This is a genomic window from Nocardia cyriacigeorgica (assembly GCF_005863245.1).
GTDB lineage: Bacteria > Actinomycetota > Actinomycetes > Mycobacteriales > Mycobacteriaceae > Nocardia > Nocardia cyriacigeorgica_C.
Genome location: NZ_VBUT01000004.1, coordinates 576,232 through 602,196 on the forward strand (window position 1 = coordinate 576,232; position 25,965 = coordinate 602,196).

General features: G+C 68.1%; 23 protein-coding genes. 10 read left to right on the top strand and 13 right to left on the bottom strand.

All coding sequences use genetic code 11. The features are described 5' to 3' along the window. Positions 1 to 61 precede the first annotated feature (61 nt). The 5 genes from lhgO to FEK34_RS12590 form a co-directional block, all read right to left on the bottom strand. Complete coding sequence (gene lhgO, locus FEK34_RS12575; protein WP_138447991.1) at positions 62 to 1,270, bottom strand: L-2-hydroxyglutarate oxidase; 1,209 nt, start codon at positions 1,268 to 1,270, stop codon at positions 62 to 64. Between the two features lie 3 nt (positions 1,271 to 1,273). Continuing rightward, a complete protein-coding gene (locus tag FEK34_RS12580; RefSeq protein WP_138447992.1) occupies positions 1,274 to 2,629 on the bottom strand; it encodes a hypothetical protein in 1,356 nt (451 codons plus the stop codon). 137 nt (positions 2,630 to 2,766) lie between these two features. Next, positions 2,767 to 3,207 (bottom strand): hypothetical protein, encoded by a 441-nt coding sequence (locus FEK34_RS31265; protein ID WP_349292426.1) that lies wholly within the window; start codon positions 3,205 to 3,207, stop codon positions 2,767 to 2,769. A 21-nt stretch (positions 3,208 to 3,228) separates the two neighbouring features. Beyond that, a complete protein-coding gene (locus tag FEK34_RS31270) occupies positions 3,229 to 3,939 on the bottom strand; it encodes an FAD-dependent oxidoreductase (RefSeq protein WP_349292427.1) in 711 nt (236 codons plus the stop codon). Next, positions 3,936 to 4,595 carry a TetR/AcrR family transcriptional regulator gene (locus tag FEK34_RS12590; RefSeq protein ID WP_138447993.1) on the bottom strand — a complete coding sequence of 220 codons (660 nt, stop codon included), beginning with the start codon at positions 4,593 to 4,595 and terminating at the stop codon, positions 3,936 to 3,938. The genes FEK34_RS31270 and FEK34_RS12590 overlap by 4 nt, the downstream gene beginning before the upstream one ends. 281 nt (positions 4,596 to 4,876) lie before the next feature. Here FEK34_RS12590 and FEK34_RS12595 point away from each other — a divergent pair, with 281 nt between their 5' ends. Then, a complete protein-coding gene (locus tag FEK34_RS12595; protein ID WP_138447994.1) occupies positions 4,877 to 5,668 on the top strand; it encodes a TIGR03084 family metal-binding protein in 792 nt (263 codons plus the stop codon). 352 nt (positions 5,669 to 6,020) lie between these two features. Then, positions 6,021 to 6,773, top strand: coding sequence for a hypothetical protein (locus FEK34_RS12600; protein ID WP_138447995.1), 753 nt, complete (start codon positions 6,021 to 6,023; stop codon positions 6,771 to 6,773). Positions 6,774 to 6,844: 71 nt separating this feature from the next. Here FEK34_RS12600 and FEK34_RS12605 read toward each other — a convergent pair whose 3' ends face one another. The 3 genes from FEK34_RS12605 to FEK34_RS12615 are packed head-to-tail and all read right to left on the bottom strand — an operon-like array spanning position 6,845 to position 8,899. Next, the gene (locus FEK34_RS12605) at positions 6,845 to 7,507 is read right to left on the bottom strand and encodes a YdcF family protein (RefSeq protein ID WP_138447996.1); all 663 of its coding nucleotides are present in this window, start codon (positions 7,505 to 7,507) and stop codon (positions 6,845 to 6,847) included. Positions 7,508 to 7,514: 7 nt separating this feature from the next. Beyond that, positions 7,515 to 7,967, bottom strand: coding sequence for an ArsR/SmtB family transcription factor (locus FEK34_RS12610; protein WP_138447997.1), 453 nt, complete (start codon positions 7,965 to 7,967; stop codon positions 7,515 to 7,517). Then, positions 7,964 to 8,899 carry a serine hydrolase gene (locus FEK34_RS12615; RefSeq protein ID WP_138447998.1) on the bottom strand — a complete coding sequence of 312 codons (936 nt, stop codon included), beginning with the start codon at positions 8,897 to 8,899 and terminating at the stop codon, positions 7,964 to 7,966. The genes FEK34_RS12610 and FEK34_RS12615 overlap by 4 nt, the downstream gene beginning before the upstream one ends. 305 nt (positions 8,900 to 9,204) lie before the next feature. On the opposite strand from FEK34_RS12615, the gene lon reads away from it, so the two are divergent. Further along, entirely contained in the window at positions 9,205 to 11,679 is a 2,475-nt protein-coding gene (gene lon / locus FEK34_RS12620) for an endopeptidase La (RefSeq protein WP_138448154.1), read from the top strand. Between the two features lie 169 nt (positions 11,680 to 11,848). Here lon and FEK34_RS12625 read toward each other — a convergent pair whose 3' ends face one another. Then, entirely contained in the window at positions 11,849 to 12,289 is a 441-nt protein-coding gene (locus FEK34_RS12625) for a PaaI family thioesterase (RefSeq protein ID WP_138447999.1), read from the bottom strand. 188 nt (positions 12,290 to 12,477) lie between these two features. On the opposite strand from FEK34_RS12625, the gene FEK34_RS12630 reads away from it, so the two are divergent. Next, positions 12,478 to 13,539: a DNA polymerase IV gene (locus tag FEK34_RS12630; RefSeq protein ID WP_138448000.1), complete on the top strand. Its 1,062-nt coding sequence runs from the start codon at positions 12,478 to 12,480 to the stop codon at positions 13,537 to 13,539. Positions 13,540 to 13,574: 35 nt separating this feature from the next. Beyond that, a complete protein-coding gene (locus FEK34_RS12635; RefSeq protein WP_138448001.1) occupies positions 13,575 to 14,567 on the top strand; it encodes an oxidoreductase in 993 nt (330 codons plus the stop codon). A gap of 120 nt (positions 14,568 to 14,687) precedes the next feature. Here FEK34_RS12635 and FEK34_RS12640 read toward each other — a convergent pair whose 3' ends face one another. After that, positions 14,688 to 16,568 carry an ABC transporter ATP-binding protein gene (locus FEK34_RS12640; protein WP_138448002.1) on the bottom strand — a complete coding sequence of 627 codons (1,881 nt, stop codon included), beginning with the start codon at positions 16,566 to 16,568 and terminating at the stop codon, positions 14,688 to 14,690. Between the two features lie 545 nt (positions 16,569 to 17,113). On the opposite strand from FEK34_RS12640, the gene FEK34_RS12645 reads away from it, so the two are divergent. Together FEK34_RS12645 and FEK34_RS12650 are read left to right on the top strand one after the other, a co-directional pair. Next, positions 17,114 to 19,918, top strand: coding sequence for an FAD-binding and (Fe-S)-binding domain-containing protein (locus FEK34_RS12645; protein ID WP_138448003.1), 2,805 nt, complete (start codon positions 17,114 to 17,116; stop codon positions 19,916 to 19,918). A 359-nt stretch (positions 19,919 to 20,277) separates the two neighbouring features. Continuing rightward, entirely contained in the window at positions 20,278 to 21,225 is a 948-nt protein-coding gene (locus tag FEK34_RS12650; protein ID WP_138448004.1) for a DNA-3-methyladenine glycosylase family protein, read from the top strand. A gap of 32 nt (positions 21,226 to 21,257) precedes the next feature. Here FEK34_RS12650 and FEK34_RS12655 read toward each other — a convergent pair whose 3' ends face one another. Continuing rightward, positions 21,258 to 21,461 carry a hypothetical protein gene (locus tag FEK34_RS12655; RefSeq protein WP_036541697.1) on the bottom strand — a complete coding sequence of 68 codons (204 nt, stop codon included), beginning with the start codon at positions 21,459 to 21,461 and terminating at the stop codon, positions 21,258 to 21,260. A gap of 396 nt (positions 21,462 to 21,857) precedes the next feature. Between FEK34_RS12655 and FEK34_RS12660 the strand changes: the two genes are divergently transcribed. The 3 genes from FEK34_RS12660 to FEK34_RS12670 all read left to right on the top strand — a co-directional run bounded on the left by FEK34_RS12660 (position 21,858) and on the right by FEK34_RS12670 (position 23,256). Continuing rightward, a complete protein-coding gene (locus FEK34_RS12660; protein ID WP_283206595.1) occupies positions 21,858 to 22,760 on the top strand; it encodes a helix-turn-helix domain-containing protein in 903 nt (300 codons plus the stop codon). Next, positions 22,757 to 22,987 (top strand): DUF397 domain-containing protein, encoded by a 231-nt coding sequence (locus FEK34_RS12665; RefSeq protein ID WP_138448005.1) that lies wholly within the window; start codon positions 22,757 to 22,759, stop codon positions 22,985 to 22,987. Before FEK34_RS12660 ends, FEK34_RS12665 begins: the two co-directional genes overlap by 4 nt. A 71-nt stretch (positions 22,988 to 23,058) precedes the next feature. Beyond that, complete coding sequence (locus FEK34_RS12670) at positions 23,059 to 23,256, top strand: hypothetical protein (RefSeq protein WP_048833791.1); 198 nt, start codon at positions 23,059 to 23,061, stop codon at positions 23,254 to 23,256. Positions 23,257 to 23,264: 8 nt separating this feature from the next. Here the strand turns inward: FEK34_RS12670 and FEK34_RS12675 are convergent, their stop codons facing one another. Further along, positions 23,265 to 24,011, bottom strand: a complete 747-nt coding sequence (locus FEK34_RS12675) for a succinate dehydrogenase/fumarate reductase iron-sulfur subunit (RefSeq protein WP_138448006.1) — start codon at positions 24,009 to 24,011, stop codon at positions 23,265 to 23,267. 2 nt (positions 24,012 to 24,013) lie between these two features. Then, positions 24,014 to 25,951, bottom strand: a complete 1,938-nt coding sequence (locus tag FEK34_RS12680; protein WP_138448007.1) for a fumarate reductase/succinate dehydrogenase flavoprotein subunit — start codon at positions 25,949 to 25,951, stop codon at positions 24,014 to 24,016. Between the last annotated feature and the right edge of the window lie 14 nt (positions 25,952 to 25,965).

Genomic DNA, 25,965 nt, shown 5'->3' on the forward strand with positions numbered 1-25,965 from the left:
TACAGCGTTCCTCTTTATTCGAGGGTTGTGCCGAGATTTTGGAGCGTGGATTGCCAGATCGCTACCGGCCGGTTGCTCGGTCGGCGGGCAGCCCGAGCCGGTCGACGATGTGATCGGCGATCGGCAGCGCCGAGGTAGCCGCCGGTGACGGCGCGTTGAGCACATGCACCATCCGCGCGGTGCGTTCGACCAGGAAGTCGTGGATCAGCGTGCCATCCCTTGCCACCGCCTGGGCTCGAATGCCCGCTTCCCGCGGTCGCAGATCGGCCATCGTCAGCTCGGGACAGTAGCGGCGGCATTCGGCCAGGTAGCCGCGCTTGAACAGCGAATTGCGCAGCTCCCGCAGCCCGGTGCGGACATTGGCCATCGCCACCCGATGCACGCCCGGATAGCCGAGCACCGCCCTGGCGTCCCGCAGGTCGACGCTGCCCTTGCGGTAGCCCTCCCTGGACAGGCCGAGCACGGCGTTCGGCCCGACCGTGAGATCACCGTCGATGGTCGGGCTCAGGTGCACGCCCAGGAACGGCAGGTCCGGATCCGGGATCGGATAGATCAGCGTCTCGACCAGCCCGGCCCGTTCGGCCGGCAACTGGTAGTACTCGCCGCGGAACGGCACGATCCGGGTGTCGATGCGTAGTCCGGCCATCCGCGCCACCCGATCGGCCTGCAACCCGGCACAGGCCACCAGGGCTTTCGCGGTCCAACTCCCCGCCGGGCCGGCCACGGTGACGCCCGCATCCGTCTCGGTGACGGCCTCGACCCGCGCCCCGAGCACGATCTGCCCGCCCGCAGCGCGCACCTCCTCGGCCAGCGCATCGGTGATCCGGCGATAGTCGACGATGCCGGTATCGGGCACGAACAGCGCACCGACCCCGGCCACCCGCGGTTCGCGCCGGCCCAGCTCGGCGGCGTCGATCAACTCGACGTCCACGCCGTTCACCCGCGACCGCTCATACAGCGCGAGCATCCGCTCCCGCTCCACCTCATCGGTCGCCACCAGCAACTTCCCGCATTCGTCGAACGCGATCCCGTGCGCCGCCGCGAACTCCTTCGTCGCCCGCGCCCCCTGCCTGCACAACGTCGCCTTCAAACTCCCCGGCGCGTAGTAGATCCCGGAATGGATGACGCCACTGTTGTGCCCGGTCTGATGCGTACCCAGCGCCCCGGCCTTCTCCAGCAACACCAGACTCGCCCCCGGCGCCCGCCGCAGAATCCGGTACGCGGTGGCGACGCCGACGATGCCGCCCCCGATCACGCAGAAGTCGTACATGGGCTACCAGCCGAACAGCAGCAGATGCACACCGCCGACCATCACACCGAGCAGACCGCCGTGCACGTACAGCAGCCAGGCGTCCTGTTCGACCGAGGCGTAGAACATCTCCATGAACTCGCCCGGTGTGAGTTGTTTGAGTTTGCGGGCGGCGAATTCATCGATCTTCTTGGCTTGTTCCTCGGTGAATTCCGCGTCCTCGACGAGGGTCGGGGCCAGGCCGACGGCGGCGCCGGCTGCCCCGACCTTGAGATTGTCGAATTGGCGGCGGCCGAAGGCGGCGCGGACCATCGAGGTGGTGCGGCCGAGCTGGCGGTGGATCTCGTCGGAGATCAGCCGTTCCAACAGCTGACGGGTCTTGTCGCCGTTGGGGCCGTCGAGCAGCTCCTTGGACAGGTTGGGCAGCGTGAGCACCTGGTAGGCGAGGATATGGGCCAGATCGACCGCCGCCTGCGGTTGCCGTTTGGCCAGCAGGGCTTGGCGCCACAGGTATTTGTAGCGCGGCTGCGGATCGCCGGGCTCGAACACCATCTTGATCGCGATCACATTGACCAGCACGCCGATACCCGCCGACACCAGCAGCACGATCACCCACGCCGGCACCCAGCCGAACACCGGAATACTGCTGTGCACGTGCAGGTACAGGGCCAGTAGCAGACCGAACGGTGCGCCGAGCAGACCGATCCGGACCATGAACTTCAGTTCTGGGGCGGCGATCGTGGTGGTCAGGTCCTTCAGGATGATCGGGTTCTCCTGGAGGTACCGGATGACGAAGCCCTTGACGTCGATCAGCTGGTCGACGTTGTCACCGAGCGATTCGAACGCACGACGGCACAGCGCGGGCAGTTCCCGGTCCACGCGCTGATAGACCAGCTGCTTCATCGCCCGCGGCAGCGAACCCCACAGTTCCGGGTTCTCCCGGTACATGACGTCGTCGACGATCGACTGGACCTGCTTGTGCGCCATCTCGGCCACATAGTCGGCGATACCGTCCAGATCGAGTTCGTGGATGAAATCGCGCGGGCTCCCGATCCGCAACAGCGCTTTGTCCACGCAAATGCTTGCCATCTTTTCCGCGCGGGCCGGGATGAAGCCCTGGAAGCCGAAGCGCGAACCGTCTTCGGAAAAGATCGGAAGCACCTGAACTCGGCGCGGAAAGTACGGGTAGAGCACTTTCAGGCCGGGCACCCGGACCCCACGGAACCGCAGCGGCCAGAACAGCATCAGCACGCCGGTCCAGTTGGTCAGCCAGCCCGCGATCCCGGCGAAGATCGGAAAGCTGATCAGGTCGACCACGAACTTCGACTGCCCGGTCAGCTGCTCCCAATCGATGAACACACCGGACGCGAGTGTGATCACGCGGGCTCTCCCTAGGCCGGCCGGTACGAATGCCCGGAATGGTTGTCTGAGACATCGAATGAGACTCGAGGTCCCAACATTCTCATTGCCCCGTGGAGGTGTCAACGATTCGGGGCACGGCGGCAGCGGCTACTTGTTCATGATCGCGTCGGGGTGCGCGCGGGCAGGGCGGCGACCGCGCGTTCGGCCGCGATCAGGGCGCTGTTGATCGAGATCTCGCCGCGCATGCCCGGGGCGGCGACCATATCGCCGGCCAGGAAGACATCGCCGCCGCGGTCGATCGCCGGTCGGTCGCGCCACGTCTGGCCGGGCAGGTCGAGGGCGCCGGTGCGGCCCTTCGCGGTGGCGGTGCGGGAGAAGGTCGTGCGGGTGTCGCGTCCGGGGATGACCAGATCAGCGAACTCGGCCAGGCGCTGCTGGGCCTGCTGAGGCGATTCGCCGGACCGCACCGGCATCTGCAACTGGAACAGCGACTCACCGGCCGGGGCAATGCTGTCATCTTGCATGGTGTAGCTCTCATGAAATCCGCCCGCGTCGAGGTCGAAGACGATGCTGCGGTCCCGTGGCGAGCTCTGCACCGCGATATCCAGCAGGGCGGCTTACCCGCTCGTCCAGGTCAGAGTGTCGTCGGCGAGCAGGCGCCGGGCCGAGGCGAGCTCGGTGGCCACGATGACCGGCCCGGCCGAGGTATCGACGCTGTCGACGCGCGTACCGGTGCTGATCTCCACACCGAGTGCGGCGGCATGGGCGACCATCCGGTCCAGCACCCGCTGCCAGCCGCCGCGCACCCACCGCACCGCGGGCACCCGTGGCCCGAGCACTCGCTGGAACAGGCCCCAGACGAAGGCCGCCGACAGTCGCCCGGTGTCGGCGTCGTAGGTGGCCACGCTGATCGCATTGGCGATGTGCTCGGCGGTCGCTTCACCCCACCGCGCCGAGGCCCAGCTGCGAAAGTCCACGTCCACCGGCGGTTTCAGATCGAAACGGGCCTGCGCGCGCAGCATCCGGGCGGGTGGGATCCGGCGGACACGGCCTTCGGCGCGGAAGCCGAGGCGCGCCATATGGTGTGGTGCGGGCCAGCCGAGGCCCGCGGTGAACCCGCGGGCCTTCAGCCAGGTGTAGTGCGGGCCGTCGGCATAGAAGACGTGGGCGCCGTCGTGGGCGATGTAGGGCCCCGAGGTGGCGCGGCCGCGTCCGCCGAGCGTCGAGTGCGCCTCGAACAGCCGGACCGGCGCACCGGTTTCCGCGCACGCGATGGCGGCGGTGAGACCGGCCAGGCCTCCGCCGATCACGGTGATGTACTGGGTCATCGCAGCGTCTCCTGTTCGTCAGTGGTGACAGGTTTGGCCGCATCGATCTGTGCGGCGATCAGTTCCGCGGTGGCCCGCAGATAGCGTTCGCTGTCCATTCCGGAGGGGTGGTCGCCGCCGAAGATGTCGCACATCAGCCAGTAGTGCGCGATGGCGCCGACGATGACGGCCGCGGTGGCGTCCCAGTCGGTGTCGGCGTGGTCCGGCCCGGCGAGTTCGGTCAGCCCGCGCGCGACCACCGAGGTCACCACGGTGAACTCCTCGCGGCGGAATACCTCGAGCACTTCGGGCGCGATGGAGTTGTCGCGTAGCAGGATTCGGGTGACGTCGCGATCGTGTTCGAGGCGCATGAGCCCGATCCGGCACAGCATCCAGAGGCGGTCCACCGTCGACGCGCTCGGCGCCACCGCTGCCAGGAACTGCGCGATGGAGAAGTCGGGCTCGAGGAAGTGCTGCCATTCGCCCCGGTCGACCAGCCGCGAGCGCACCGCCTCGATCAGTAGTTCGTCCTTGGACGCGAAGTGCCGGTACAGCGCGCCGGAGCCGCGCGAGAGTCCGGCGGCCGCTTCGATCTGGGCGATCGAGGTGCGCGCGAATCCCTGTTCTCCGAACAGCCGCAGGGCCTCGGACATGATCCGCTCGCGTGTCGATGCCATTCGCGCTCCTGTAAGTAACCACTTACTTACAGAGAATCGCGGTCGCTTCTCCTGGGCAAGGGGTGCGGACCGAGATGTCCGAAACGCGCTACTGAAACGTTCGAGTTACCGCTCCTACCTGGTGTTTTCCGGACTTGCGATGCGTGCGCCGCGCATCGCCCGGGCGTCTCCGGTCAAATACAAGCACGCATGCTTGCTTCTTTAATTCGGAGCTGAGATGCTGAACGCCGACGTCACCTCGAGTGGCATCCGGCAATGACGACGCGGGGCGAGGACACACCATGGCTGATCTGGAAGCGTTACTCGGCGACCTGGCCGAGGAGAGCGCCGAATTGGAACGACTCGTCGCCCCGCTCACGCCCGCCGAATGGGCCACCCCCACGCCTGCCGAGGGCTGGACCATCGCGCATCAGATCGGGCATCTGGCCTGGACCGATGAGATCGCCACGATCTCGGCGAGCGATGCGGACCGTTTCGCGACACTGGTCGCCGAGGCCGGGCCGCGCGTGCTCACCTTCGTCGACGAAGCCGCCGAGGAGGCCGCGGCCGCGGAGCCGGCGCAGCTGCTGGAACGGTGGCGGCGGAGCCGGGTCGAATTGGCCAATGCCCTGCGCAATGTGTCCGACGGTGCGAAGGTGCCGTGGTTCGGGCCGCCGATGAGCGCGGCCTCCATGGTCACCGCGCGGACGATGGAGACCTGGGCGCACGGCCAGGATGTGGCCGACGCGCTCGGCGTCACCCGGACACCGACCGCCCGATTGCGGACCGTGGCCCATATCGGTGCGCGGACCAGGAACTTCGCGTACATGGTTCGTGGCAAGCAGGCGCCGGCCGAGGAATTCCGGATCGAACTCACCGCGCCCGACGGCAGCCTGTGGACCTGGGGTCCGGAGGGCGCCGCCCAGCGTGTCACCGGTCCGGCGCTGGACTTCTGCCTGCTGGTCACCCAGCGCAGGCATCGAGACGATCTCGCGCTGACGACGGTGGGTGCGGATGCGGCCGAATGGCTGACGATCGCGCAGGCCTTCGCCGGTCCGAGCGGTGCGGGCCGCGCCGCGGGGCAGTTCGCCTGAGCCGACCGCCCCACGTCGATACGTGAAGCGGGCGAGCGCCAGTCTTGGGTGCGTCGCGACGACGATCGGACGTCGTTGGCCGGGTGTCTCGATATGGCAGTCGAGAATGACGCTCGCCAGCGACCTCGGAATACCCCTCTCCCGATGGTGTGAAACCTCGTCGACGCGGATGGTTCACCCTCAGGGCACGTGAACGTCGCGGTAGCTCATAGTGCAGGGCCGGGGCCTGTGATGCTGCTCTCAGCGATGCGGCACGCCAACCTTCCACGCCGTAACCTGGACGAGCGTACGGCTTTCAACGATGCGGGCCGTCGACCCCAGGGAAACCAGGGCGGAGGGAAAGGAAAGCATCGTGTCAGCATTCGAGTCTGCTCAGATCGCTCGCCACACCGCCATCGTGCTGGCAGGCGCGGCCAGCCTCAGTCTCACCGTAGTGTCCGGCGCCTACATCGCCACCAACATGCCCGGCCTCGAACGTCCCGGCCAACTCGCCGCGCCCTCGGCGCCGATCATCCGCGACGGCGCACCGCAGACCGGTCCTGTCCATCGCACCGGATCGATCCTGATCACCGACGGCTCCGGTCAGGCCGCCGTCTACCGTGACCGGCCCGCCGCCGCACCCAGCGTCGTCACCGCACCCGAAGCCACCGCGCTACCCGCCGAAACGCAGCCCGCCCCGGCCGACCGCGCGGGCGTCGGCGGCCGCCTCGGCCTCGGCACCACCTATGTCGGCGCCCGAGTCGCCCCGGCGCAGACCAACACCGTCTCCATCACCCTCGACACCAACGCGCTCACGGTACTGAGCGGCATCCTCATGTCAGACCCGCTCCGCGAACGCCTCGGCGTCTCGACCGACCCCTCCGGCGTCACCCAGATGCGCACCGACGTCGACACCCGCCGCGGCGAAGTGACTTTGGTGTTCTCCGACCCGACGCTGGGTGAGCATGCGCTGGAGTTGGACCGGAATCCGGCTCCGGGGCAGGCGGATCGGTCCGCGAGCGCTCCGGTGGATTCCTCGACCGCACCTCCCACCGACGCGCGACCGGCGCCCGAGCCCTCGACGGATCCAGCTGTGCGCGGCGAAAACCGCACGATCACAGCCTGATTCCCGACGTGGCGATTTCCGCTGCGGTACGGGTCGGTCTCGGCGACCGGCCAGGTGCGATCGGCATCGCCTCACTCGGATAGCAGTCGCCCGACGTAACCCGCCGCCACCAGCCGCTCGTACGCGGCGCGCACTCGAACCGGTACATCCACCGGAACAGCCCATCCCTTGGCCGGATAGACCCACGCCCGCTGCACTTCACCGACCAGCATCGTGACCACCCGGTCCATATCGCCGATATGGTCGATGTAATCGTCGAGTGCCATCGGAGCCGACGAACAGGTAACGGCGATATCGGGCCACACCTTCCGGCACACCGCGTAGCTACGCCGCTGATGGTAGGGGCGGCAGATCAGGATGGCGGACCGGATGGAGTCCAGCAGGCCCGCGTTCCGCAGCAGATCGCGAGTGAATGCGATGTTCTCCCCGGTGTTGGTCGCCGCCGTCTCGACGAGAACAGCCTCGTCGGGAACCCCCAGCGTCATCGCCCGTTCCCGGTAATGCACGGCCTCCCCGCGAGGAAAAACCGCCGCCGTGGTCGGCGAGTTCGCGCCGCTGAACACCAGTCGAGGAACTCGCCCCAGGTGATACAGCCGCGCAGCCCAGTCGGCCACCCCGGAATCGTGGCTCCCCAAGCCGATGCCGACGTCGGCCGACCCCACGTCCAGAGACATCTGGCCGAAGTCCCACAGTGCTTGGACATCAGCACGAAGATCCGCAGGTAGTTCGGTCATCGACAATTCACCGCAGCACCTCGCCGATATCGGCGGCAGCGGTCATGATGATCAGCAACGGAACAACTTTCGGGGCAGGGATCCGGTAGGCGCCGCGGGTGTGTTGTTCGATGACTTTGGCTGAGGTCAGGGCGCGGATGTGGTGGTAGAGCTGGCCGGTGGAGTTGAGTGAAACCGCTGCTGCCAGTTCGGCGCCGGTGGCTGGGCCGTCGAGCAGGGTTTCGATGAGGGCACGGCGGACAGGGTGGCCGAGCGCGGCGAGGACATCGACGCGGGCTTGGGCGGGAAGTTGCCGGATCGCAGCGGCGCTGTAGCGGATCGTCCAGTCGATCGGGCCGCCGAAATCGACGCTGCCGCCGTATTCGATGAAGCCGCGTTCGGCGTCCTCGGTGTGCCGCCGGCCTTCCAGCTGCTCGATCCGCGCCTCCAGCTCTGCCAGTTTGGCAGCGACGTCGGTCATGTGGCGCATGCCAACCGGCGCCACGTCTCCGGTTCTGTCATGGCCCTGATCAGGAGTTGCTGCTCGCTCACGGTCGCGAGCGCGGAGTTCCAGGTGGACTCGGGCATGCGGTGGTCGAGCAGGACGGCTGTCGCGACCGTGCCGTCGGCGCGGCGCAGATAGACAGCGTCGGCCAGCATGCCGGGATAACTACCGCTCTTGGCACCGATCGCGACGGATCCGGCGGGTGGCTGCGGCCATTCCAGCTGAGCACGTGCCACGTCGCTGCCCGAGCCGAAGCTTCCGGTCGCGATGGCACGAAACATCGAGGCGAGTTGGCGAGCCGAGCCGGTGGCCGTGGTTTCGGTCCACGCCATTTGAATGTCGAGCGGCGGCAAGGTCTTCGACTGGATCGCGGTTCGGTAGGCGGGGTCGCTCGCGTAACGCTGCGCAGTCGCCCAATCACCGTCGCTGCCCGGGTCGAGTGCGCGGATGATCTCGCCGAGCTTGGTGCTCGGTGTGTAGCCGTGCCATCCGCCGGCGGCGGCCGCGTCGATCAGCGCCTGGTCGCCGAGGCGGTCGCGCAGGTAGTCGTGGACGGCGTTGTCGCTTTCCTGGATCATCGCGCTGACCAGCTGATCAAGGGTGACAGTCGCGCCGGTGAGGCGCGCACGTGCCTTGGGATGTGCGCCGCCGTCGGTTCCGGGCAGATACCAGCGCTCCCACTCGCTGACCGGCACCGTTTCCCGTGAGTCGAGCGTGCCCGACGTGACGGCGCGGGCGTACGCCGCGAGCGCGACCACCTTCACCGCCGAGGCGAGGGGCTGCTGGTCGTCGGCCCGGCGTTCGATGGTGTTGCCCCGGCCGTCATCTATCGCGAGGGCGATGGTGTCCGGTTCGGCGTGTATCCGGCCCAGCCATTCCTCGGCCGTCGCGACGCCCGCCGCTGGCATCGGCTCACACGATTTCTCGGCAGCGCCGTGGCTCGAGCAACCCGTAAGAAGCGGAATCATCACGGCAACGACCATCCCCCACCTCTGGACCACGGCGTACTCCTGAAATTCGTAATTCCGTAGTAACGAACAAGGCCAGGCTAGCTGCGATCGGGTCAGCTGTCGAGGAGACTCGGTCGCCCCCCGATCTTCGCTGTGAGTGAACGCCACCACTCCCCCGGAACAAACCCGAATACCGCGGGGTTGAGTAGGCATCGCTAAACTTTGAAAGGGTCGAAGACGTGACTGCAGCTCAGAATTTGCCGGTGCTGTTCCTGACCGATCCGATCGTGCTGCCGGGCATGGTCGTGCCCATCGAACTCGACGAATCGGCGCAGGCGGCCATTGATGCCGCGCGGGCCGCGAAGACCGACCAGGTGCTGGTCGCGCCCCGTTTGGATGAGGGGTATGCGGCGTACGGCGTGGTCGCCACCATCGAACAGGTCGGCCGGCTGCGTGGTGGCGCGCCGGCGGCGGTGCTGAAGGCGGAGCGGCGCGCCAAGATCGGGCACGGGGTGACCGGGCCGGGTGCGGCGCTGTGGGTGGAGGCCGAACCGGTGGAGGACGTCCCCGCCGACGGGCGGACCAAGGAACTCGCCGCCGAATACAAGAAGCTGGTCGTGTCGGTGCTGCAACGCCGGGAGGCCTGGCAGGTCATCGACGCGGTGAACCAGCTCAGCGATCCCTCCGCGATCGCCGATACCGCGGGCTACGCCACCTACCTGACCAGCGAGCAGAAGCGTGAGCTGCTGGAAACCCCGGAACCGGCCAAGCGGCTGGCCACGCTGATCGAATGGACCAAGGCGCATATCGCCGAGACCGAGGTCTCGGAGAAGATCAGCGAAGAGGTCCGCGAGGGCATGGAGAAGAGCCAGCGCGAATTCCTGCTGCGCCAGCAGCTCAATGCCATTCGCAAGGAACTCGGCGAGGACGAGCCTGACGGCGCCGACGACTACCGCACCCGCGTCGAGCAGGCCGATCTGCCCGATGCGGTGCGCGAGGCCGCCCTGCGCGAGGTCGGCAGGCTCGAACGGGCCAGCGATCAGAGCCCGGAATCGGGCTGGATCCGCACCTGGCTCGATACCGTCCTGGAACTGCCGTGGACGGTGAAAACCACCGACAGCACCGATGTTTCGGCCGCACGCGCGGTGCTCGACGCCGATCACCACGGCCTCGACGAGGTCAAGGACCGGATGGTCGAGTACCTGGCGGTGCGTGCCCGGCGGGCCGCTCGCGGTCTGGAGGTCGTGGGCGGTCGTGGGTCCGGCGCGGTGCTGGTGCTGGTCGGTCCGCCGGGTGTGGGTAAGACCTCGCTGGGTGAGAGCGTCGCGCGGGCACTGGGCCGCAAGTTCGTGCGCGTCGCGCTCGGCGGCGTACGTGACGAGGCCGAGATTCGCGGTCACCGCCGCACCTACGTCGGCGCGCTGCCCGGGCGCATCGTGCGGGCCATGAAGGAAGCCGGTTCGATGAATCCGGTGGTGCTGCTGGACGAGATCGACAAGGTGGGCTCCGATTTCCGCGGTGACCCGGCCGCGGCGCTGTTGGAGGTGCTCGACCCGGCGCAGAACCACACCTTCCGCGATCACTACCTGGACCTGGATCTGGACCTGTCCGATGTGCTGTTCATCGCCACGGCCAACGTCATGGAGACCATCCCAGGCCCGCTGCTGGACCGGATGGAACTGATCACCGTCGACGGCTACACCGAGGACGACAAGGTCGCCATCGCCCGCGACTTCCTGGTCCCGCGCCAGCTGGAACGCAATGCGCTGACCGCCGAGGAGGTGACCGTCACCGAGGCGGCGCTGCGCGAGATCGCGGCCAACTACACCCGCGAGGCCGGTGTCCGGCAGATGGAGCGGTTGATCGCCAAGGCGTTGCGCAAGGCGGCCACCAAGCTCTCGGAGGGCGGGTTGGCCGACGACGACACCGTGATCTCGATCGGTCTCGGCTACGACCCCGAGCTCGGCTACGACGACCTTGTGCGTGCTGGCAGCCGGCCGGCGGAGGGCGCAACCGAGACTGCGATCAGCGGTGTCGGCGAATCCAGCCCCACCGCAGTGCTTTCCGGAGAATCGCTGACCATCGACGTCGGCGATCTGAAGGAATACCTCGGCCGTCCCCGGTTCACTCCGGATTCGGTGGAACGCACCGCCGTCCCGGGCGTGGCCACCGGTTTGGCGGTGACGGGTCTCGGCGGCGATGTGCTCTACATCGAAGCCAATGCCGTCGACGGCGAGCGCTCGCTGACGCTCACCGGCCAGCTCGGTGACGTCATGAAGGAATCCGCACAGATCGCGCTGACCTACGTCCGCTCGCACCTGGAGGAGATCGGCATCGAACCCTCGGTGCTTGATCGCAATATCCACGTGCACTTCCCGGCGGGCGCGGTGCCCAAGGACGGTCCGTCGGCGGGCGTCACCATGGTCACGGCGCTGGTGTCGCTGGCGCTCGGCAGGCAGGTGCGTTCGGATGTCGGCATGACCGGCGAGGTCACGCTGAACGGCCGGGTCCTGCCCATCGGCGGCGTCAAGCAGAAGTTGCTCGCCGCGCAGCGGGCCGGCCTGAAGACGGTGTTCATCCCGGCCCGCAACGAGCCGGATCTGGACGACGTCCCGGCCGAGGTGCTCGCCGCGCTGGATGTCCGCCCCGTCGCCGACGTGGCCGACATCCTGGCCTACGCCATCGAACCGGTCGCTGAACCGGCCCTGGATGGACGGCCACTGGCGGCTACCGCCTGATCGGGGGGCGCCGCTGGCGCCGCGCTGAACGGAGCCGTGCCTGTGCTGAACGGGCACGGCTCCCTTCATCCGACCAGTCCCGGACGCCTCGCATGCGGCGGTGCCGCCTCATCGCGAAGCAGGCCCCCGGTGCGATCGTCCACGCCGTACGGACTCGCCGCCCCCCGACTCAGCCGCCGTTGCCCAGCGCTCGATCGACGGTGCGGGTGGTGCCCTGGGCGACGGCGCACAGGACGGCTTCGCCCGCATCGTCCTCACTGTAGATCTCGCAGCTGACCACGGCTTGACGCCGCGTCGAACCGGTCACCTTCGCCTCGGCCCGTAAGAGTTTCCCGCCCGCGGGCCGCAGGTACGTCACCGAGAAACCGCCGGTCAGCACATTGGGACCCAGCACGGTGCCGGCCGCGAAGGTGATCGCGTTGTCGGCGGCATAAGCCAGCACGCCGCCGTGTACGAAGCCGAACTGTTGACCCAGTTCCTCCCGCAACGGAATCACCAATGTCGCCGCGCCGTCCCCGAACGCCGTCAACTCCGTGCCGACCAGCTTCGCGAACGGCTGCGCAGCCAGCACCTGCCGCGCCTGCTCGATTCCGAGTTCGGGAATGGTCATCGGCGGATCCCTCCTGGTCGTTGCCGCGCCCGGTCCCCTTCGGTGTCGGCGTCAGCGCTACAAGGCACAGATTTACACCGTAAAATCATTGACCGCAACGGTTGACGAATCCGGCGAAGCACGGCGTTCTGCCGGTTCGCGCGGCGCGGTCGGAGCCGACAGTCATACCCATGCGGTAAGACGGACGTATGCCCCGGTGGCTGTTGCATGTCGATCTCGACCAATTCCAGGCGGCGGTGGAGTTCCGTCGTCATCCGGAGCTGCGTGGGCAGCCGGTGATCGTCGGCGGGAACGGGGATCCGCAGGAGCCGCGCAAGGTGGTCACCTGCGCCTCCTATCCGGCGCGCGCCTATGGGGTGCGGGCGGGCATGGCATTGCGAACGGCGGTGCGCAAATGTCCGGAGGGGGTGTTCCTTCCGCTGGATATGGCCAGCTATGAGGAGGCATCCGAGGAGGTCATGGCCCTGTTGCGGACCTTCGGTCCGGTGGAGGTGTGGGGCTGGGACGAGGCGTTCCTGGCCGCCGACACCGACGATCCGGAGCAGCTGGCCCGCGAAATCCGTACCGCCATCGCCGGATTGGAACTGAGCTGCTCGGTCGGCATCGGCGACAACAAGCTCACCGCCAAACTCGCCACCGGTTTCGCGAAATCGTCCGGCAAGGATTCCGCGGAACCCGGCGCGGGCGCCGCGGCGGGCATGTTCCGGCTCACCGCCGCCAACTGGACCGAGGTGATGGCGCATCGCCCGACCAGCGCGCTGTGGGGTATCGGCAACCGGATCGCGGCCCGGCTGGCCGAACTCGGGATCGAGACGATCGGCGATCTGATGGCCTCGGATCGGCATCGGCTGGCCGAGGCCTTCGGGCCGACCACCGGGCCGTACCTCTGGGTGCTCGGCAAGGGTGCGGGCGACACGGAAGTCGTCACCGAACCGCGGATACCGGTGGGCCGCAGCAAATCCGAAACATTCCCTCACGACCTCACCGAGCGCGAGGAGATCCGGGCCCAAGTCGCGCGGCTGGCCGGCGAGGTCGCCGATGAGATGGCCGAAGCGGGCCGCGTCACCATCCGGGTGTCGGTAACCGTGCGCACGAACACCTTCTACACCCGCAGCAAACAGTCCAAGCTGCCCGAACCCACCACCGACCGCGACGCCATCATCGACGCCGCCCTGCGCATCATCGACCGCTTCGAGCTGGACCGCCCGGTGCGGCTGCTCGGCGTCCGGCTCGAATTGGTCCCGGTCTGACCAACCGGCAGCCGCACGCTCGTATGCTCGGGCTCATGGAATTCTGGGCGATGGTGGCACACGAATCGGACAGCGGCGTCGTGCTCGCGCGACAGCAGGTCGGGACGGAGTTCCTCGGACCGGGTGCGGTGACGATCAAGGTGCATTACTCGAGCGCCAACTTCAAAGACGGCCTGGCGATCACCCCGGGCGGCGGCGTGGTGCGCAACTACCCGATCGTCCCCGGTATCGACCTCACCGGTGAAGTCGTCGAATCCGAATCCGAGGATTTCGTGCCCGGCGATCAGGTGGTGGCGCACGGCTACGAGATCGGCGTCTCACATCACGGCGGTTTCGCCGAATACGCCAGGGTGCCCGCGGAATGGGTGGTGAAGCTGGACGGGCTGTCCACTCGCGACGCCGCCGCCCTCGGCACCGCCGGATTCACCGCGGCATTGAGCGTGCAGGCCCTGCTCGAGCGCGGCATCACCCCGGACGACGGCGCCATCCTGGTGACCGGCGCGACCGGCGGGGTCGGCAGCGTGGCCGTCGACATCCTGTCCGGACTCGGCTACGAGGTCATCGCTTCGACCGGGAAGACCGACGCCGCCGACCGCCTGGCCGACCTCGGCGCCAACGAGGTGATCGGGCGCCTCCCGGAACCGGGGACGAAGGTCCGTCCGCTGTCCAAGGCCCGGTGGGCTGGTGCGGTCGACAGCGTCGGCGGGGCCTCGCTGGCCTATGTGCTCAGCGCCATCGGTTACGGCGGCGCGGTCGCGGCCAGCGGCCTGACCGGCGGTACCGAGGTCCCGACCACCGTGATGCCGTTCATCCTGCGGAATGTGGCGTTGCTCGGTATCGACTCGGTGAACCATCCGATCGAGAAGCGGCGCGAGCTGTGGGGGCGGCTGGCCAACGAGCTGCGTCCGCGTCATCTGTCGGAGATCGAGAACTTCGCGCCGGTGACCGAGGCCGAGCGGGTGCTGCACTCGATCAAGGACGGCACGCATTCGGGCCGGACGGTCTTCGGGGTCGCCGGGGAGTTCTGAGCGACCCCGCGCGGGCCGGGTCCGCCTCTCCGGCACCGACACCGTCGCACACGCCGAACCGCCCACACGGTTGCTCTGCTGGGCGGTCGGCGTGCGCGTAAGGCCTGATCAGTCGGCCCTTCAGGCGGCGACCGGCGCGGGCTCCTCGGAGAACTGCGTCCGGTACAGCTCCGCGTACCGCCCGCCGGCGGCCAGCAGCTGCGGGTGGGTGCCGCGCTCGATGATGCGTCCGTCCTCCAGCACCACGATCTTGTCGGCGGCCCGGATGGTGGACAGCCGGTGCGCGATGACCAGCGCGGTCCGGCCCTCCAGAGCCTCGGCCAGTGCCTCCTGCACCGCGGCCTCGGAGGTCGAGTCCAGTGAGGCGGTGGCCTCGTCCAGGATCACCACGCGCGGCTGCTTGAGCAGCAGCCGGGCGATGGTGAGCCGCTGACGCTCGCCGCCCGAGAGCCGGTATCCGCGCTCGCCGACCACGGTGTCGAGCCCGTCGGCCAGCGACGCGACCAGATCACGCAGGCGGGCACGTTCGAGCGCGTCCCACAGCTCGGCCTCGGTGGCCGCGGGACGGGCCAGCAGCAGATTGGCGCGGATGGTGTCGTGGAACAGATGTCCGTCCTGGGTCACCAGGCCGACGGCCTGCTGGATCGAGCGGGTGCTCAGCTCGCGCACATCCACGCCGTTGAGCCGCACCGAGCCACTGTCGACGTCGTAGAGCCGCGACACCAGTTGCGCGATGGTGGACTTGCCGGCGCCGGACGAACCCACCAGCGCCACCATCTCGCCCGGTTCCGCGCGCAGCGAAATATCGTGCAGCACTTCCACTCCGCCGCGGGTGTCGAGCGTCGCGACCTCCTCCAGCGAAGCCAGCGACACCTTGTCCGCCGACGGATAGCCGAAGCGGACATTCTGCAACTCCACCGCGACCGGGCCGTCGGGGACCGGGACGGCGTTCGGCGCGTCCTCGATCAATGGCTTCAGATCCAGCACCTCGAAGACCCGCTCGAAACTCACCAGCGCGGACATGATCTCCATGCGCGCACTGGCCAGTGCCGTCAGCGGCGAGTACAGGCGGGTCAGCAGCAGCGACAACGCGACCACAGCGCCCGCGTCCAGCCGGCCGGCCAGCGCGTACCAGCCGCCGAGCCCGTAGACCAGCGCGATCGCCAATGCGGAGACCAGCGTCAACGAGGTGACGAACACGGTTTGCAGCATCGCCGTGCGCACCCCGATATCGCGCACCCGCCGCGCCCGCAGCGCGAACTCCGCCGACTCCTGATGCGGGCGGCCGAACAGTTTGACCAGCGTCGCGCCCGGTGCGGAGAAGCGTTCGGTCATCTGGGTGCTCATCGCCGAATTCAGGCCCGCGGCCTCACGCTGGATATCGGCGAGCCGATCTCCCATCCGGCGCGCCGGGATGACGAACACCGGCAACAGCAGCAGCGCCAGCAGGGTGATCTGCCAGGACAGCTGGATCATCACCGCCAGCGTCAGCATGACCGTCACCAGGTTCGCCACCACGCCGGAGAGCGTGTCGCTGAACGCGCGCTGCGCGCCGATCACGTCATTGTTCAACCGGCTCACCAGCGCGCCGGTGCGGGTGCGGGTGAAGAAGGCGATGGGCATCTTCTGCACATGGTCGAACACCGCGGTGCGCAGGTCGAGGATCAGGCCTTCGCCGATGCGGGCCGACAGCCACCGGATCGCCAACCCGAGCCCGGCGTCGACGACCGCCAGCCCGCCGATGGCCAGCGCCAGAATGACCACCGTCCGCGGCTCCACCCCGTCGACGATCCCGTTCACCACCCGCCCGGCCAGCAGCGGCGTCGCCACCGCCAGGAGTGCCGACACCACGCTGAACAGCAGGAATACGCCCAACCGCCGCTTATGCGGCGCCGCGAACCGCAGAATCCGCCGAGCCGTGGCCAGACTGAACGGCCGCTGCTCCTTCGGCGCGTTCATCCGACGGTACATCTGGTTCCAGGCCACCGATTCGATGCTCACCTCGACACGTCCTTCCACTCCCCGCCAGTCAACCTCAGGCCACCGACACTAAGACCTCAACAAAGGTTGAGAGCAAGTTGTTTCGGGGGTGAATTCGTCGTCGATCGGTGCGCCGGATATGCGGCCGGAGCGCCGGGACCTTGTCGGCGAAGTGCTACCGGAAGCACTCCACCCCGGCGAGGCGACGTAGCCGCTCAGGCGTCGGATCAAGGGCATCGTGGCTGCTGGAGTCCGGGTCGCCGCGCGGCGAGCCTGTCGTTCCGACCGCCGGGCCGAGTACCGATGGGAGCGCCGGACCGATCGAAGGCGTTGTAGCCGTTGGGAGCGCTGGATCGAGCGCAGGTGCGCTAGCCGCCTGGTGGGCTGGATCGTGCGGAGGCGTTGTGGCCGCCTGATGGCTGGATCGAGCGGAGGCGAGGTAGCCGCTGGTGCGCCGGACCGAGCGGAGGCGTTGTAGCTGCTGGAGCGCCGGATCGTGCGGAGGCGTTGTAGCTGCTGGTGCGCCGGACCGAGCGGAGGCGAGGTAGCCGCCTACGCTGGACGGCGTGACCGATGAGGACGGCGGGCGGGTCCGGCTGGCGCGGGCGCTGCGCCTCCGGATCGGCGGTGAGGTCGATGTCTCGGAGCGGCGGCGCGCCGAATACTCCTCGGATGCGTCGAACTATCGGGTGCTGCCCGAGGCGGTGGTGTTCCCGCGCGAGGACGGCGATGTAGCGGCGGTTCTCGAATTCGCGCGGGCCGAGGGGCTGCCGGTGACCGCGCGTGGGGCGGGAACATCGGTGGCGGGCAATGCGATCGGGTCCGGCATCGTGCTCGACTTCAGCCGGCACATGCATGCCGTGCTCGACCTGGATCCGCAGACGCGTATCGCACGGGTGCAGCCCGGCCTTGTGCTGTCGAAGCTACAGCGCCGGGCCGCCGAGCACGGGCTGCGGTTCGGCCCCGATCCGTCGACGCAGAACCGCTGCACCCTCGGCGGCATGATCGGCAACAATGCATGCGGCCCGCATGCCCTGGCCTGGGGCCGCACTTCCGATACCGTGCGTGAGCTGCGCGTTCTCGACGGCACCTGCACTGAACGGCGACTGGCCGACGACCTGGCAGCCGTTCCCGGCCTACCCGAATTCACCCGCGAGGCGTTAGCCGTATTGCGCACCGATCTCGGCCGCTTCGAACGGCAGGCTTCCGGGTACGGCCTGGAACATCTACTGCCCGAACGGGGTTCGTCGATCGCCAAAGCGTTCGTCGGCACCGAGGGCACCTGCGGTGTGCTGCTGGACGCGACGGTCGATCTGGTGCCGCTGCCGGCCGCGACCGTGCTCGCGGTTCTCGGTTACCCCGATATGGCCACCGCCGCCGACGATATCGCCGCGGTCACCGCGTGTGCGCCGATCGCGGTGGAAGGTATCGACGCCCGCCTCGTCGATATCGTCCGCACGCATCGGGGCACCGTGCCCGACCTGCCGCGCGGAAACGGCTGGCTGTTCGTCGAACTCGCCGGTCGGACAGCGCAGGAGGCCGTCGCGGCGGCGTCCACGCTGTGCCGTTCGGCGGGCGCGCTGGACAGCACGATCGTCACCGATCCCGCTGCCGCTGCGGCACTCTGGCGCATCCGCGCCGACGGAGCAGGCCTCGCGGGCCGCACGCCCGACGGCCGCCCGGCCTGGCCCGGCTGGGAGGACGCTGCCGTGCCACCGCAACATCTCGGCGCCTATCTGCGTGATTTCGGAGCCCTCACCGCCGAGCACCGGGTCGACGGACTGCTCTACGGCCATATCGGCGACGGCTGCATCCACGTGCGCCTCGATCTGCCGATCGCCGATGCGCCACAACGTTTCCGGGCCTTCCTGCGCGATGCGGCCGAGCTGGTGGTGCGCTACGGCGGCTCGCTGTCGGGCGAACACGGTGACGGCCGCGCCCGCTCGGAACTGCTGCCGGTCATGTACTCCCCCGAAGTGCTGCGCACCTTCGCCGGGTTCAAGGCCCTGTTCGATCCGGCGGGCATGCTGAATCCCGGCGTGCTGGTCGATCCGGCGCCGATCGATCACGACTTGCGCCTGACCGGACTGCCGAAGGTGCCGGGCGAGGGCTTCGCGTATCCACACGATGACGGCGATCTGAGCACGGCCGTGCACCGCTGCGTCGGCGTCGGCAAATGCCGGGCCGACACCAGCGCGAGCGGCGGTTTCATGTGCCCGTCGTATCTGGCGACCGCCGATGAGAAGGACAGCACGCGTGGGCGCGCCCGGGTGTTGCAGGAGGTGGTGCGTGGCGCGCTGCCGTGGTCGTCGCCCGCGGTGGCGCAGTCGATGGAACTGTGCCTGTCCTGCAAGGCGTGCCGGTCGGATTGCCCGGCCGGGGTGGATATGGCCACCTATAAGTCCGAGGCGCTCTATCGCCGCTATCGTCGTCGTCTTCTCCGGCCGGTCGATCACTACACGCTCGGCTGGTTGCCGCGCTGGCTGGCGCCGGCGGGACGGGCGCCACGGCTGGTCAATGCCGCTGCGCGCGTCGAACCGCTGCGCCGCCTGGGGCTTCGAGCCGGCGGAGTGGATCCACGCCGGGAGGTTCCGCAGCTGGCCGCTCGCGGCTTCCGCCGGATCTGGCGGGACAGTCAACGGTCACGGGGAGATTCGACCGACGCCACCGAAGTGATGCTGTGGATCGATACCTTCACCGACGCCTTCGATCCCGACATCGCCCTGGCCGCAATGCGGCTGTTGGAATCGCTCGGCTACCGCGTTCGCATCCCGGACAAACGGGTGTGCTGCGGGCTCACCTGGATCAGCACCGGTCAGCTGGACGGTGCGCGCAAGCGGCTGCGGGCGACGCTGGACGCGCTGGAGGAGCATGTGCGCGCCGGCGGCATCGTCGTCGGCCTCGAACCGTCATGCACCGCCGCACTCCGCTGCGACCTGCCGGAACTACTGCCCGAAGACCCGCGCGCGGCACGCACCGCGGCGGCGGTGCGCACTCTCGCGGAGTTCCTCGATGCGGAACCGGGCTGGGTCGCGCCGGACCTTGCGGGTCAGTCGGTGGTGGTGCAACCGCATTGTCACCAGCACGCGGTTCTCGGCTTCGACGCCGATCGCCGGATATTAGCCAGAATGGGTGTCGCGGTGACCGAAATCACCGGCTGTTGCGGTCTGGCCGGCAACTTCGGAATGCAGAAGGACCATTACGACATTTCGGTCGCGGTCGCGGAAAACGGTCTGCTACCCGCGCTGCGGAACGCGGACGAGGATGCGATCTTGATCGCCGACGGCTTCTCCTGCCGGACTCAGGCCACGCAGCTGGCGGGACGTCCGAGCAGGCATCTCGCCCAGCTCATTCTGGGCGAACGGCGCTGACGCGCACGCGAGTTTCGTGGGACTCGCGTACGCGGCGGCGCCGGGTACGGCTCAGCTGCCGAAGGGCAGGGTGCCCGGCGGGATCTGGTAGCCGGAGCTGCCCGCGGACACTCCACCCCAGGCGTTGAGCAACCAGTTGAGCGCGTTGGTGATCATTGTCGAAAACCTCCGTAGTGGCGACTGCCAGCTGTTTGCCGATTCGACGCCATTATCGTCCTATATTCCGAAACTGTTACAAACCAGGCCTTACCTGCGGCTTTGCCGTCATCGGATCGTGATAGGGGCCGAGGTATCCGCCGCGGGCGATGAACGCCGACCCTTACCGCTGCCTCACCGCCGCCGGAGCGCACAATGAACCCGTGCGTGATGCCAGGGTCGAATCGGAAGCGAGCCGCACCGGCTTCGCTCGCACCGTCACCTCGCAGCGACCGATCGACCTCGCGCACACGATCTCCCCGCTGCGCCGCGGCCCCGGCGATCCCTGCTATCAGGTGACTCGCGACGGCGCGCACTGGCTCACCGCCCGGATGCCCACCGGGCCCGTCACCTACCGGCTGGTCCAGGCCGGACCGTGCGCCGTGCAGGCCCGTGCCTGGGGGCCCGGTGCCGACGAGTTCCTGGACCGGCTGCCCTGGATGCTGTGCCTGGACGAAGACCTGTCCGGTTTCGCCCCCGAACACCCCAAGATCGCCGAAGCCCACCGCCGTCATCCGGGCCTGCGCATGCTGCGGACCGGGCTGGTGTTCGAGGCCCTGGTACCCGCCGTGCTGGAGCAGAAGGTGCACACCGTCTCCGCGCATGCCTCGTGGCGACGGCTGGTGCGGCAGTTCGGCAGCATCCCGCCGGGCCCGGCGCCCGACGGGATGCGAGTGGCCCCGGACGCCGACGGCTGGCGCCGCATCCCGTCCTGGACCTTCCATCGCGCGAACGTGGGCCCGCAGCGTGCGCAGACCATCGTCCGCGCGGCCCGGGTGGCCGATTCGCTCGAGCGTGGCACCGCGATGGAGCCCGCTGCGGCGGCGAAGCTGCTGCGCAGCGTGCCCGGGATCGGCGAGTGGACGGTCGCCGAGATCTCGCAGCGGGCCTTCGGCGATGCCGACGCCCTGTCGGTGGGAGATTTCCACCTCGCGGCGATCGTCGGCTGGACCCTGCTCGGGCACCCGCTCGACGATGCCGCGATGGTGGAATATCTGGAACCGCTACGGCCGCACCGTTATCGCTCGGTGCGGCTGCTGTCGGTCAGCGGTCAAGCCCGTAAACCGAAGTTCGGCCCACGGACTCCGATCACCGACCATTCCTGGCATTGATCACCGATCGGTGATCGAGCGCTGCCCCCTCACTACCGCAGCGCTCGATCGTCGAGGACACACCGGCCCGATTCCACCAGGGTCGCCCGCGCGCGCCGTCGTACCCGGCATTCGTCGACGGTGCAGTCCAGGTGCAACTGCATTGCCGCATGGGCTTGTTCGGTCGTCATGACACCGGGATCGTTGCGGCACGCCAGCAGCGACGCGACATGCATATTGAGGTTGGTCAGCTGCATTGCGCGACCTCCGTCCACGCGGCGCGGTGGGCGCCGGGAGCGGCTCGGTCGCCGGCGGCCGGCGACGACTCGGTGAGGTGTACTGTCATGACTCTCCCCGTTCTGCGTGCGATACCTCGTACTAGACTTCGGAGTCCTGCGTGATTCCCCTTGTGCGAGGCAGTTTTCCGGCCCGGCACACTTCCAGCACACCATCACGGCGGCCCCCGCAGGCGCAGTTTCCGGATCTACCGACTTTTCGCGCGAATTCCCAGCACAAGATCCGTTCTGGAGTGCAGGATTGCCCATAGTGGACGAAAGATCCCAATGCCCAGGCGAAGTGTGACGGGGGACCGCACGCATGGCTCCCCCGGCTCGACGGCGCGGGGCTCATCCCAGAGCAGAACGGAGCATGCGGTGCCAGCTGGTTCGGTGAGTTCGGGAAGTAAATCCACGAGTCTGCCGCGGCGGCAGCTCGGCCGGTATCTGCGCGATATGCGCACCCAGTCGGGGCTGACCATCGCCCAGGCGGCCAGGCTGATGGAATGGGGCGCGAGCACCCTGCAACGGCTGGAGAAGGGCCAGGCCGATCGGATCCGCACCATCGATATCCGGGAACTGTGCCGGATCTACGGTGTTCCCGATCAGCTCGCCGAGGGCCTGGCCGGGCTGGCGCAGCAGGCCGACACGCCGAGCTGGTGGCACGCCTTCGGCGATGTGATTCCCGAAACCTTCGACGTATACGTGGGTTTGGAGGCCGCGGCCGAATCCGTCACGGCCTACCATCCCGAGCTCGTCCCTCCCCTGTTGCAGACCGCCGACTACGCACGGGCGCTGTACCGGCTGGCCCACCCCGGTGACAACGACGCCGCACTCGACAAGCGGGTGCAGCTGCGGCTGCAACGTCAGGCGCTGATCACCCGCAGGGTCGCACCGGCGGCTCTGGATGTGATCGTGCACGAAGCGGTGCTGCGCCGGATGGTCGGCGGCGCGAAGGCGATGGCGGGCCAGCTGCGGCACCTGGCGGACGCGGGCACCAGGGACAACGTCACCGTGCGGGTGCTGCCGTTCGCCGCGGGCGTCCCGCTCGGTGTCGGCACCGGCGCGTTCACCATCCTCGAATTCGGCGCCGACCGATCGGGCCGGCCGCTGGAACCGCCGGTGGTGCACGCCGAGGGGCTGACCGGGGATCTGTATCTGGAACGCCCGGACGATGTGCGCCGGTACCATCGGGCGCACGAGAACCTCCGGCACTGTGCGCTGGACGGTCCATCGAGTAGGCACCTGCTGCGGCAGCTGGCGAAGGAGTTCCTGGCATGAGTATCGACAAGGGCGCCGACATCGACTTGTCCGGCGCGACCTGGTTGCGCGCGGGCGAAGGGGAGGGCGGCGACAGCGTCGAGGTGGCGATGCTCGCAGACGGCCACGTCGGCATGCGCGACGGCAAGAACCCGGATGGCCCGGTGCTCGTCTTCACCCCCGGTGAATGGGCCGCGTTCACCGCGGGCGTGCAGGACGGTGAATTCGACCGGCCCGGCACTTCCTGAAATACGTCGTTCTACCAGCCCACGATCCACCTGGTGTTTGACTCCCGTAGATAACGGGTAGACAACAACTTGTGGATCGTGGGCTGAAAAACACCCACCCCTTGTACCGCAGATTGCGGCCGCACGACTGGGTCGAATGGCTTATCGTCGCGCTGCTTTTCGCGGTGTCGGCGGTGGGTATCTATGTACTCACCGGCTCGTTGGCGTCGGCATTGTTCGTCGGCGCGCTGGTATGGCTGGTGGCAGCGGGCGTGGTAGCCCTGTTGTGAGCCGCTGATCAGCGGCGGAACAGCTTGTTGCCCAGCCACACCAGCGGATCGTACTTCCGGTCGACCACCCGTTCCTTCATCGGAATGAGCGCGTTGTCGGTGATCTTGATGTGTTCCGGGCACACCTCGGTGCAGCATTTGGTGATATTGCACAGGCCGAGACCGTGCTCCTCCTGAGCCATATCCCGGCGGTCGGCCACATCGAGCGGATGCATCTCCAATTCGGCGATCCGCATCAAGAACCGCGGACCGGAGAACGCCTGCTTGTTCTCCTCGTGATCGCGGACGACGTGACAGGTGTTCTGGCACAGAAAACATTCGATGCATTTGCGGAACTCCTGCGACCGCTCCACATCGACCTGTTTCATCCGGTACTCCCCCGGCTTCAGATCCGGCGGCGGGGTGAACGACGGTACTTCCCTGGCCTTTTCGTAGTTGAACGACACATCGGTCACCAGATCCTTGATGACCGGGAAGGTCCGCATCGGCGTCACCGTGACGAGCTCGTCCTGGGTGAAGGTCGACATCCGGGTCATGCACAGCAGTCGCGGCCTGCCGTTCACCTCCGCCGAGCAGGAACCGCATTTGCCCGCTTTGCAATTCCAGCGCACCGCCAGATCCGGGGCCTGGGTGGCCTGTAAGCGGTGGATGATGTCGAGCACCACCTCGCCCTCGTTCACGGGCACGGTGAAGTCGTGCAGCTCGCCGCCGTCGATATCGCCGCGCCAGATGCGGAACCTGGCGTCGTAACCCATAGTCAGGCCTCTCCGTCGGTGGAAACTCCGGCCGCCGGATGACCGGCGAGTTCGGCTGGGGTGTAGTACTTCTCGAGTTCGGCCAGATCGAACAGCGCGAGTAGTTCCGGCCGCATCGGCAGCTGATCCTCGACTGTCACCGACACCCCGGGCACCATGTCGTCCGGTCGCGCCGGGTCGAGCGTGCAGACCAGCAGCTTGTTGCGCCATTGCGGATCCATGGCCGGGTGGTCGTCGCGGGTGTGCCCGCCGCGGCTCTCGGTGCGCAGCAGCGCCGCCTGCGCGACGCATTCGCTGACCAGCAGCATGTTGCGCAGATCGAGCGCCAGATGCCAGCCCGGATTGAACTGCCGATGGCCCTCCACCGTCACCGCCGCGAACCGCTCGCGTAGCTCGGCCAGCTTGTCGATGGCCTCGCGCACCTCGTGTTCCTTGCGGATGATGCCGACCAGATCGTTCATCGTCTGCTGCAAATCGGTGTGCAGGGTGTACGGGTTCTCGCCGGTGCCGGCGGCCGGCGGATCGAACGGGGCCAGCGCGGTTTTCGCGGCCGCGGCGATATCGGCGTCGGCGACCGCGGGCCGGGAGGACAGGCCCTCCACATACGCGGCTGCGCCGAGGCCGGCCCGGCGACCGAAGACCAGCAGGTCCGACAGCGAATTACCGCCGAGCCGGTTCGAGCCGTGCATGCCGCCGGAACACTCACCCGCCGCGAACAGGCCAGGCACCCGCGCCGCGCCGGTATCGGGATCGACCTCGATGCCGCCCATCACGTAGTGGCAGGTGGGGCCGACCTCCATCGGCTCCTTGGTGATATCGACATCGGCCAGCTCCTTGAACTGGTGATGCATCGACGGCAACCTGCGCACGATCTCCTCGGCGGGCATGCGGGAGGCGATATCGAGGTAGACGCCGCCGTGCTCGGTGCCGCGACCGGCCTTGACCTCTTCGTTGATGGCGCGCGCCACCTCGTCGCGCGGCAGCAGGTCGGGCGTGCGGCGCGCGGAATCGTTATCGCGCAGCCACTGGTCGGCCTCGGCCTCGGTCTCGGCGTACTGGCCCTTGAACACGGCGGGGATGTAGTCGAACATGAACCGCTTGCCGTCGGTGTTTTTGAGCACCCCGCCGTCACCGCGCACGCCCTCGGTGACCAGGATGCCCTTCACGCTCGGCGGCCAGACCATGCCGGTGGGGTGGAACTGTAGGAACTCCATGTTGATCAGGGCGGCACCGGCGCGCAGCGCGAGCGCGTGGCCGTCGCCGGTGTACTCCCAGGAGTTCGAGGTGACCTTGTAGGACTTGCCGATGCCGCCGGTGGCCAGCACCACGGCCGGGGTCTCGAAGAGGATGAACCGGCCCGATTCGCGCCAGTAACCGAACGCGCCGCTGATCCGGTCGCCGTCTTTGAGCAGCTCGGTCACCGTGCATTCGGCGAAAACCTTGATCCGCGACTCGTAATCGCCGGTCTCGGCGTAATCCTCCTGTTGCAGCGACACGATCTTCTGCTGCATCGTCCGGATGATCTCGAGGCCGGTCCGGTCACCCACATGGGCCAGTCGCGGAAAGGTGTGGCCGCCGAAATTGCGCTGGCTGATGCGCCCGTCGGGTGTCCGATCGAACAGCGCGCCATAGGTTTCCAGCTCCCACACCCGGTCCGGCGCCTCGCGGGCGTGCAATTCGGCCATGCGCCAGTTGTTGAGGAATTTGCCGCCGCGCATGGTGTCGCGGAAATGCGTTTCCCAGTTGTCCTTCTCGTTGGCGTTGCCCATCGACGCCGCGCAGCCGCCCTCGGCCATCACGGTATGCGCCTTGCCGAACAGCGATTTGCACACCACCGCCACCGACAGACCGCGCTCCCGAGCCTCGATCACCGCGCGCAGTCCGGCGCCACCGGCACCGATGACGACGACGTCGTATGCGTGCCGTTCCACTTCTGGCATAGCCGCGAAAACTC

What these genes read in the sequence shown, in the direction of transcription:
- FEK34_RS12630 (WP_138448000.1), top strand. Translation starts at nt 12,478, where the DNA reads ATGCCCCGGTGGCTGTTGCATGTCGATCTCGACCAATTCCAGGCGGCG.
- FEK34_RS12595 (WP_138447994.1), top strand. Translation starts at nt 4,877, where the DNA reads ATGGCTGATCTGGAAGCGTTACTCGGCGACCTGGCCGAGGAGAGCGCC.
- FEK34_RS12605 (WP_138447996.1), bottom strand. Translation starts at nt 7,507, where the DNA reads ATGACCGAACTACCTGCGGATCTTCGTGCTGATGTCCAAGCACTGTGG.
- FEK34_RS12680 (WP_138448007.1), bottom strand. Translation starts at nt 25,951, where the DNA reads ATGCCAGAAGTGGAACGGCACGCATACGACGTCGTCGTCATCGGTGCC.
- FEK34_RS12590 (WP_138447993.1), bottom strand. Translation starts at nt 4,595, where the DNA reads ATGGCATCGACACGCGAGCGGATCATGTCCGAGGCCCTGCGGCTGTTC.
- FEK34_RS12625 (WP_138447999.1), bottom strand. Translation starts at nt 12,289, where the DNA reads ATGACCATTCCCGAACTCGGAATCGAGCAGGCGCGGCAGGTGCTGGCT.
- FEK34_RS12655 (WP_036541697.1), bottom strand. Translation starts at nt 21,461, where the DNA reads ATGCAGCTGACCAACCTCAATATGCATGTCGCGTCGCTGCTGGCGTGC.
- FEK34_RS12635 (WP_138448001.1), top strand. Translation starts at nt 13,575, where the DNA reads ATGGAATTCTGGGCGATGGTGGCACACGAATCGGACAGCGGCGTCGTG.
- FEK34_RS12615 (WP_138447998.1), bottom strand. Translation starts at nt 8,899, where the DNA reads ATGCCAGCGGCGGGCGTCGCGACGGCCGAGGAATGGCTGGGCCGGATA.
- FEK34_RS12610 (WP_138447997.1), bottom strand. Translation starts at nt 7,967, where the DNA reads ATGACCGACGTCGCTGCCAAACTGGCAGAGCTGGAGGCGCGGATCGAG.
- FEK34_RS12665 (WP_138448005.1), top strand. Translation starts at nt 22,757, where the DNA reads ATGAGTATCGACAAGGGCGCCGACATCGACTTGTCCGGCGCGACCTGG.
- FEK34_RS12675 (WP_138448006.1), bottom strand. Translation starts at nt 24,011, where the DNA reads ATGGGTTACGACGCCAGGTTCCGCATCTGGCGCGGCGATATCGACGGC.
- FEK34_RS31270 (WP_349292427.1), bottom strand. Translation starts at nt 3,939, where the DNA reads ATGACCCAGTACATCACCGTGATCGGCGGAGGCCTGGCCGGTCTCACC.
- lhgO (WP_138447991.1), bottom strand. Translation starts at nt 1,270, where the DNA reads ATGTACGACTTCTGCGTGATCGGGGGCGGCATCGTCGGCGTCGCCACC.